9 protein-coding genes are annotated in these 7,907 nt (G+C 74.0%); 3 read left to right on the forward strand and 6 right to left on the reverse strand.

Annotation, left to right across the window (positions count from 1 at the left end; genetic code table 11):
• Positions 1-967 (reverse strand): DAK2 domain-containing protein (locus ABD308_RS16150; protein WP_344334122.1); only part of this gene is annotated, 967 nt, incomplete at its 3' end.
• 284 nt (positions 968-1,251) lie between these two features.
• Here ABD308_RS16150 and rpmB point away from each other — a divergent pair.
• The gene (gene rpmB, locus ABD308_RS16155; RefSeq protein ID WP_073813963.1) at positions 1,252-1,437 is read left to right on the forward strand and encodes a 50S ribosomal protein L28; all 186 of its coding nucleotides are present in this window, start codon (positions 1,252-1,254) and stop codon (positions 1,435-1,437) included.
• Positions 1,438-1,572: 135 nt separating this feature from the next.
• On the opposite strand, the gene thiD is transcribed toward rpmB, so the two are convergent.
• The 3 genes from thiD to ABD308_RS16170 form a co-directional block, all read right to left on the reverse strand.
• Positions 1,573-2,370 carry a bifunctional hydroxymethylpyrimidine kinase/phosphomethylpyrimidine kinase gene (thiD, locus tag ABD308_RS16160; protein ID WP_344334127.1) on the reverse strand — a complete coding sequence of 266 codons (798 nt, stop codon included), beginning with the start codon at positions 2,368-2,370 and terminating at the stop codon, positions 1,573-1,575.
• Positions 2,371-2,387: 17 nt separating this feature from the next.
• Positions 2,388-3,413, reverse strand: a complete 1,026-nt coding sequence (locus ABD308_RS16165; protein WP_344334128.1) for a 6-phosphofructokinase — start codon at positions 3,411-3,413, stop codon at positions 2,388-2,390.
• Positions 3,414-3,557: 144 nt separating this feature from the next.
• On the reverse strand, positions 3,558-4,523 hold the full coding sequence (locus ABD308_RS16170; RefSeq protein ID WP_344334130.1) for a thiamine-phosphate kinase: 966 nt from the start codon (positions 4,521-4,523) through the stop codon (positions 3,558-3,560).
• A gap of 214 nt (positions 4,524-4,737) precedes the next feature.
• Between ABD308_RS16170 and ABD308_RS16175 the strand changes: the two genes are divergently transcribed.
• Both ABD308_RS16175 and ABD308_RS16180 read left to right on the forward strand, forming a co-directional pair.
• On the forward strand, positions 4,738-4,971 hold the full coding sequence (locus ABD308_RS16175) for an Lrp/AsnC family transcriptional regulator (protein ID WP_344334132.1): 234 nt from the start codon (positions 4,738-4,740) through the stop codon (positions 4,969-4,971).
• A 20-nt stretch (positions 4,972-4,991) separates the two neighbouring features.
• Positions 4,992-5,510: a DUF3515 family protein gene (locus ABD308_RS16180; protein ID WP_344334134.1), complete on the forward strand. Its 519-nt coding sequence runs from the start codon at positions 4,992-4,994 to the stop codon at positions 5,508-5,510.
• Between the two features lie 66 nt (positions 5,511-5,576).
• Here the strand turns inward: ABD308_RS16180 and ABD308_RS16185 are convergent, their stop codons facing one another.
• Both ABD308_RS16185 and ABD308_RS16190 read right to left on the reverse strand, forming a co-directional pair.
• Positions 5,577-6,719, reverse strand: a complete 1,143-nt coding sequence (locus ABD308_RS16185; RefSeq protein ID WP_344334136.1) for a D-alanine--D-alanine ligase family protein — start codon at positions 6,717-6,719, stop codon at positions 5,577-5,579.
• A gap of 103 nt (positions 6,720-6,822) precedes the next feature.
• Complete coding sequence (locus ABD308_RS16190) at positions 6,823-7,824, reverse strand: NAD(P)H-dependent glycerol-3-phosphate dehydrogenase (protein ID WP_344334138.1); 1,002 nt, start codon at positions 7,822-7,824, stop codon at positions 6,823-6,825.
• Positions 7,825-7,907: the final 83 nt, after the last annotated feature.

The raw sequence follows: 7,907 nt of genomic DNA on the forward strand, positions 1-7,907 counted from the left end.
GCCCGGCCTCGACCCCGGCCTCGACGGCGGCGCCCGCGTCGTCGACGTGGACGTGCACGTTCCACAGGCCGTCGCCGCCGCCGACCACCAGCGAGTCGCCCAGCGCGCCGAGGCGTTCCCGCAGCGCGGGCAGCGCCTCGTCGGGGGCGTCCAGCAGGTAGATCACCTCGAACGCGGGGTGCCCCGGCCCGGGCGGCCGCACGTGCGGCTCGCAGCTCTCCGCCGGCCCGACGGCCGGCAGGTGCCCCCGCCCTCCGGCGCTCCTTCGCCGCCTGTCGCCCGTCGCCTTCGCCCCCGGCTCGCCCTCCGGCTCGAAGTCCCGCAACGCGACCGGCCCCATCGGCTGGTGGCCGGCCACCGCGTCGGCGAGCGCCCCGAGGACGGCGACCAGGCCGCGGCCGCCCGCGTCCACCACCCCGTTCTCGGCGAGCACGGCCAGCTGTTCGGGGGTGTGCCGCAGCGCCTCGCGGGCGGCCCGGTAGGCGGCCTCGGCGACCTGCCCGAGCCCGTCGCCGGCCCGGCCGGCCTCCAGGGCGGCGATCCGGGCGACGGTCAGCAGGGTGCCCTCGACCGGTTCGGCGACGGCCTGGTAGGCGGCGTCGGAGGCCCGCTGGAGGGCGGCCCGCAGCTGGTCGGCGCCGCCGCCGTCGGCGAGCTTCTCGGCGATGCCGCGCAGCCACTGGGCGAGGATCACCCCGGAGTTGCCGCGGGCGCCGACCAGGGCGCCGCGGGCCATCGCCCGCGCGGTCTCGGCCAGGCCGGGCGCCCCGCCGGGGCCCGGGTCGGTGAACCGGCCCTCCACCTCGGCGGCGGCCGACTCCACGGTCAGGTACAGGTTGGTGCCGGTGTCGCCGTCCGGGACGGGGTAGACGTTGAGTGCGTCGATCTCCTCGCGGGCCTGGCCGAGCGCGCGCAGCGCCAGTTGGCACCAGCTGCGCACGGCCGGGGCGTCGAGCGTGTGCAGCACCAGGTCTCCTCCGGAGTGGGACGCCGTGATGGCCTGAGGGTGAACGGCGAGGGGTGGTACCCGCAGGTTATCGGGGGGCGGCGGACGGCCGCGGACACGGCGGCCGGAGCGATCACCCGGCCGGTCATGGTAGTTTCGTTGAACGGAAGCAAGCGTTGTATGCTCTTCCGGTTGCCTGGAACAGGTTCAGGCTCACCCCTTGGTCCGGTTCGGTTCACGTGAGTGCTCCGCTGGTCTGGCGGGGTTGTCTCATGTAAATGATCTGAAGTCTTGGAGTGACTCCTGTGGCTGCCAACTGCGACGTCTGCGGCAAGGGGCCGGGCTTCGGCAACAGCATCTCCCACTCGCACCGCCGTACCCCCCGTCGCTGGAACCCCAACATCCAGACGGTGCGCGCTGTGGTTGGGCGGACGCCGAAGCGGCTCAACGTCTGCACCTCGTGCATCAAGGCCGGTAAGGTCTCGCGCTGACGCGCAGACCGGCATGCCGGTCCTCCAGTGAGCCGGTTCATCCTCGGGTGAACCGGCTTTCTGTTGCTCCGGCATGTGACCGACCCGGTGTGGGCGGGCCCTCGGGCCCGCCCACAGGCGTTTCCGGGGGCGGTTTCAGCGCCAGCGCCAGGCGTGGTCGACCGGTCCGATGCCGGCGCCGAGCGCGAAGCCGCCGGCGATCGCGCCGGTGATGTACTCCTTCGCCGAGGCCACCGCCCCGGGCAGTTCCTCGCCCTTGGCCAGGCCGGCGGCGATCGCGCTGGCCAGGGTGCAGCCGGTGCCGTGGGTGTGCCGGTTGTCGTAGCGCGGCGCCCGGTACCAGTGCTCCTCCCCCGCGCCGCCGTACAGCAGGTCGGCCGCCTCGCCGGCCAGGTGGCCGCCCTTGACCAGCACCCAGCGCGGCCCGAGGTCGAGCAGCGCCTTGGCGGCGTCCAGCATCTGCGCCTCGTCCTCGACCACCCGCCCGGTGAGCTGCGTCACCTCGTGCAGGTTGGGCGTGGCGAGGGTGGCGACCGGCAGCAGCCGCTCCCGGACGGTGGCGACGGCCTCGGCGGCGAGCAGCGCGTCGCCGTGCTTGGAGACGCCGACCGGGTCGACCACGACCGGCGCGTCGATCCCGGCCAGCAGCCCGGAGACGGTCTCGACCAGTTCGATCGACGCCAGCATCCCGGTCTTCACGGCCTGGACCCCGATGTCGTCGACCACGCTGCGGAACTGCGCCCGGACGGCCTCGGCGGGCAGCTCCCAGTAGCCCTGGACGCCGAGCGAGTTCTGCGCGGTGACGGCGGTGATCACGCTCATGCCGTGGACGCCGAGGGCGAGCATCGCCTTGAGGTCGGCCTGGATGCCGGCGCCGCCGCCGGAGTCCGAGCCGGCGACCGTGAGAACGCGGGGAGGTGCGGTGGAAGACATGCGCCCAACCTACGCGGTCACAGCACGGCCTCGGACTCCGCCCAGTGCCCCTCGGGGACGGTCTTGAGCCGGGTCACCGCGTCGGCGATCGGCAGCAGCCGGATGTCATTGCGGCGCAGCGCGGTGAAGTGGCCGAAGGCGCCCTGGTGGACGGCCTCCACGGCGTGCCAGCCGAACCGGGTGGCGAGCACCCGGTCCCGGGCGGTGGGGGTGCCGCCGCGCTGGACGTGGCCGAGGATGACCGGGCGGGCCTCCTTGCCGAGCAGGTGCTCCAGCTCGTTGGCCAGGCGGTTGCCGATCCCGCCGAAGGTCTGGTGCCCGAACCGGTCGAGCCGGCCGTGGTCGAAGCGCATGGTGCCGGGCACCGGGCAGGCGCCCTCGGCGACGGCGATGATGGCGAACTTCTTGCCGCGGGCGAAGCGGTCCTCGACCATCCGGGCCACCGCCTCGATGTCGAACGGCTTCTCCGGGATGAGGATGCCGTGCGCGCCGCCCGCCATGCCGGCGGTGAGGGTGATCCAGCCGGTGTGCCGGCCCATCAGCTCCACGACCATGACCCGCTGGTGCGACTCGGCGGTGGTCTTGAGCCGGTCGATCGCCTCGGTGGCGACGTGCACCGCGGTGTCGAAGCCGAAGGTGACGTCGGTGGCGTCGATGTCGTTGTCGATGGTCTTCGGGACGCCGACCACCGGCAGTCCGGCCTCGCTGAACATCCGGGCGGCGGTGAGGGTGCCCTCGCCGCCGATGGCGATCAGCGCGTCGATGCCGATGTCGCGGGCGAGGGTCTTGGCGTTTTCCACCGCCCACTGGATCCGCTCGCGCCGCACCCGGGCGGAGCCGAGGATGGTGCCGCCGAGGGTGAGCAGGCCGGTGACGTCGTCGTGCGAGACCGGGCGGGTGCGGCCCTCGATGAGGCCGAGGAAGCCGTCCTCGATGCCGATGATCTCGTCGCCGTGCACATCGGTGCCCCGGTGCACCACGGAACGGATCACCGCGTTCAGGCCGGGGCAGTCGCCACCGCTGGTCAGTACTCCGATTCGCATGGTGATGGGCTCTCCCGCTCTAAGTGGTTCAGACCATTGTGGTCCAGACCACCTGAGTGAGGGGCGGGCGGCCGGGCCGGTGGGTCAAGCCTACGCACTCCCCGGCCGGGCGGCCGCCAACCACCGCCCGACGCGGGCCCGTTGTCACTCCGCGAAGTGGTCCCAGCCGCCGACCCGGTCCCAGGCCTCGCCGTCCACCGTCACCCGGCCGCCGCGGGCCGCCCGGGCCCGGCCGACGACCTCGCCCACCACCCGCCAGCGCGCGGGGAGTTGGACCCCGCGCGGGAAGGTCGCGACGATCGCGTGGTCCTCACCGCCGGACAGCACCCAGACCAGCGGGTCGACCCCGACCGCCTGGCCGATGTCCGCCATCTGCGCCGGCACGTCGAAGTCGGCCGCCCGCAGGTCGATGTCCACCCCGCTGGCCCCGGCCACGTGCCCGAGGTCGGCCACCAGCCCGTCACTCACGTCGATCATCGAGGTGGCGCCCAGCTCCGCCCCGGCCGGCCCCGCGTGGTACGGCGGCTCCGGACGGCGGTGCGCCTCGACGAAGGCGCGCGGCGAGCGGAAGCCGCGCTGCAGCACCGTCAGGCCGGCCGCCGACCAGCCGAGCCAGCCGGTCACCGCGACCACGTCACCCACCTGGGCACCGGCGCGCGTCACCGGCGCGCGCCCCTGAAGGTCCCCGAGCGCCGTGATGGCCAGCGTGATGCTGTCCCCGCGCACCACATCGCCGCCGACCACCGTCGCACCGGCCACCTGGCACTCGTCCCGCAGCCCGTCCATCAGCTCGGTGGCCCAGGTGGTCGGCAGGTCCGCCGGCGCGACCAGACCGAGCAGCAGCGCGGTCGGCACCGCGCCCATCGCGGCCACGTCGGCGAGGTTCTGCGCCGCCGCCTTGCGGCCCACGTCGTACGCGGTGGACCAGTCCCGGCGGAAGTGCCGGTTCTCGATCAGCACGTCCGTGGTGGCCACCACCCGGCCGTCCGGGGCCTTCACCACGGCGGCGTCGTCACCCGGGCCGAGGTCGACCGCGTCGGTGAGCGGTACCCGGGCGGTCAGCTCCCTGATGAGTCCGAACTCGCCGAGCTCGCCCACGGTCCCCTGCATCTGCCGTCCTCTCGGTTGCGCCCGCCGGGGCGCGTACGTCCTGCGGCCGTGCCGCCTCCGCGCGCAGCGTACGCCCTTCGGGGGCGCACGGGTCTCCCCTCCCGGGCCCGCCGGGAGGTAGCGTGGTGATCAGTCTGCCGTGACCCCGCCCTCCCCCCGACGCCCGGCCGGGCGATCACGGCGCGATCCCCGTACCCAGCCGCCGGAGGTCCCCATGGTCCAGGCCTACATCCTGATTCAGACCGAGGTCGGCAAGGCCAGCGCCGTCGCCGAGTCCATCGCCAAGATCCCCGGAGTCATCCAGGCCGAGGACGTCACCGGCCCGTACGACGTGATCGTCCGGGCCGAGGCGGACACCGTGGACGACCTCGGCCGCCTGGTGGTCGCGAAGGTCCAGCAGATCGAGGGCATCACCCGCACCCTGACCTGTCCCGTCGTCCACCTGTAAGACCCGCTTACCATCGGCGGGTGACCCGAGAACCGCACGTCCCCCGCTTCCTGGCGGCACTGCCGGCCCCCGTCCGGTGGCTGGCGGTGCCGACCGCGCTCGCCTGCACCGTCGTGGTGCTGCTCGGCGGCTGGGGCGCGTCCGCCGACCCGAAGGTCGAGACGCCCGAGCCGCGCGGCAAGGCCGCCGAGTACTGCCGGGCGCTCGCCGCCGCGCTGCCGCAGGAACTGCTCGGCCACGCCCGCAAGGACCCGTCCCCGGCCTCCCCGTACGTCGCCGCCTGGGCCTCCACGCCGCGCATCGTGCTGCGCTGCGGCGTGCCGCACCCCGAGGCGCTGGTCGACGAGAAGCAGGCGGAGATCTCGCCGACGGTCAACGGTGTCACCTGGTGGCCGGAGCCGCTCGGCGACGGCGGCTACCGGTTCACCGCCACCCAGCGTGCCGCCTTCGTCGAGGTGACCGTCCCCGGCGGCGCCGCCGCCATCCCGCTGGACGCCGCCGCCGCGCTCTCCGACGTGGTCAGGGCCAGCATCCCCTGACCGCGCCCCGACGGACGGAGGGCGGCCCCGGGGTTCCGGGGCCGCCCTCCGTCCGTCGGCGCGGGCTCAGCGCAGGCCGGTCGAGCGGCGCAGCGCCGCCTGCAGCAGCCGGTCGATCAGCTCCGGGTACGACAGCCCGGTGGCCTCCCACATCTTCGGGTAGGCCGAGATCGGGGTGAAGCCGGGCATGGTGTTGACCTCGTTGACCATCCAGCCGCCATCGTCCAGCAGGAAGAAGTCGACCCGGGCCAGCCCCTCGCAGCCGAGCGCCTCGAACGCGGCGAGCGCCTGCCGGCGGATCCCGGCGGTCTCCTCGGCGGAGAGCTCGGCCGGGATGCGGACCTCGGAGGAGTCGATGTACTTGGCCTCGAAGTCGTAGAACTCGTAGCCGCCGCCGACCAGGATCTCGGCCGGCACGCTGGCCCGCGGGCCGTCCTCGAACTCCAGCACCGCGCACTCGATCTCGCGGCCGGACACGCCCGCCTCGATGATCAGCTTGGGGTCGTGCCGGCGGGCCTCCTCGATCGCGGCGTCGAGCTCGGAGAGGTCCTTGACCTTGGTGATGCCGATGCTGGAGCCGGCCCGGCAGGGCTTCACGAACAGCGGCAGCCCGAGGCCCGCGGCGCGCTCGCGGACGGCGGCGCGGCCCTCCTCGGTCTCCCACTCGCGCGGCCGCACCACGGTGTACCGCCCGACGTCCAGCCCGTGCGAGGCCAGCAGCCGCTTGGTGAACTCCTTGTCCATCCCCACCGCGCTGGCGAGCACGCCGTTGCCGACGTAGGGCACCCCGGAGAGTTCCAACAGACCCTGCAGGGTGCCGTCCTCACCCCACGGACCGTGCAGCAGCGGGAAGACCACGTCCACCTCGCCGAGCGCCTTGGGGGCGGTGTCGGGCTCGCTCCAGACCACCTCGCGGCTGCCGGGTCCGACCGGCAGCGCGACCTGGCCCTCGGTGGACTCGGCGACGTGGTCGACGCTCGGCAGCCGGCCGTCGGTGATCGCCATCCGGGCCGGCTCGTCGCTGACCAGCGCCCAGCGACCCTCGTGGGTGATGCCGATCGGCAGCACCTCGTACTTGTCGCGGTCGATCGCCTTCAGCACGCTGCCCGCGGTCGAGACCGAGATGGCGTGCTCGGAGCTGCGGCCGCCGAACACGACGGCGACCCGCGGCTTCGCGGACGGGTTCTGGGAGGTCTGTTCGATGCTCATATCGCGACGAAGGGTACCCCGAGCCGCGTTTCGGAAAGGTGACCGACCCGAACCGCCCCAACAGCCCCAATGGCCCCAGCGGCCCCAGCGGCCCCGCGGACCCTTAGCGCCGCTCGGGCTTGGCCGAGCGGGACATCAGCGCCCGCAGCGCCTCCTGGGTGGGCCGGCCGTTGTGGACGACGTCCACCACCGCCTCGACGATCGGCATGTCGACGCCGTTGCGCCGGGCCAGGTCGAGCACCGACTCGCAGGACTTGACGCCCTCGGCGGTCTGCCGGGTGGCCGCGATGGTCTCGGCGAGCGACATGCCCCGGCCCAGGTTGGTGCCGAAGGTGTGGTTGCGGGAGAGCGGCGAGGAGCAGGTCGCCACCAGGTCGCCCATGCCCGCCAGGCCCGCGAAGGTGTACGGGTCGGCGCCCAGCGCCAGCCCCAGCCGGGTGGTCTCGGCGAGCCCGCGGGTCATCAGCGTCGCCTTGGTGTTGTCGCCCAGCCCCATGCCGTCGGCCATGCCGACCGCCAGGCCGATCACGTTCTTCACCGCGCCGCCGAGCTCGCAGCCGATCACGTCGGTGTTGGTGTACGGCCGGAAGTACGGCGTGTGGCAGGCCGCCTGGAACCGCTTGGCGACCGCCTCGTCGGTGCAGGCGACCACACTGGCGGCCGGCTGCCGGTTGGCGATCTCCGGGGCCAGGTTCGGCCCGCTGACCACGGCGATCCGCTCCGGGCCGACCCCGGCGACCTCGGCCACGACCTCGCTCATCCGCTTGACGGTGCCGAGTTCGATGCCCTTCATCAGGCTGACCAGGACGGTCTGCGGCTCCAGCAGCGGCGCCCAGGCCGCCAGGTTCGCGCGCAGCGTCTGCGAGGGCACCGCCAGCACCGCGAAGTCCGCCCCGGCCAGCGCCTCGGCGGGGTCGGTGGTGGCCCGGACGGAGTCCGGAAGCCGCAGCCCGGGCAGGTAGTCGGGGTTGGCGTGGGTGGCGTTGACGGCGTCCACCAGCTCCTGGCGGCGGCCCCAGAGGGCCACCTGGCAACCGGCGTCGGCGAGGATCATCGCGAACGCGGTGCCCCAGGATCCGGTGCCGAACACGGCGCAGCGGGTCACTTCGCGCCCTCCCCGTTCTCGTCGGTTCCCCGGGCCCGGTCGGGCCGGCGGGCCGCCGCGGCGACGGCGCGCCTCCGGGCGGC

It is taken from the genome of Kitasatospora putterlickiae, assembly GCF_039527695.1.
Lineage (GTDB): Bacteria > Actinomycetota > Actinomycetes > Streptomycetales > Streptomycetaceae > Kitasatospora > Kitasatospora putterlickiae.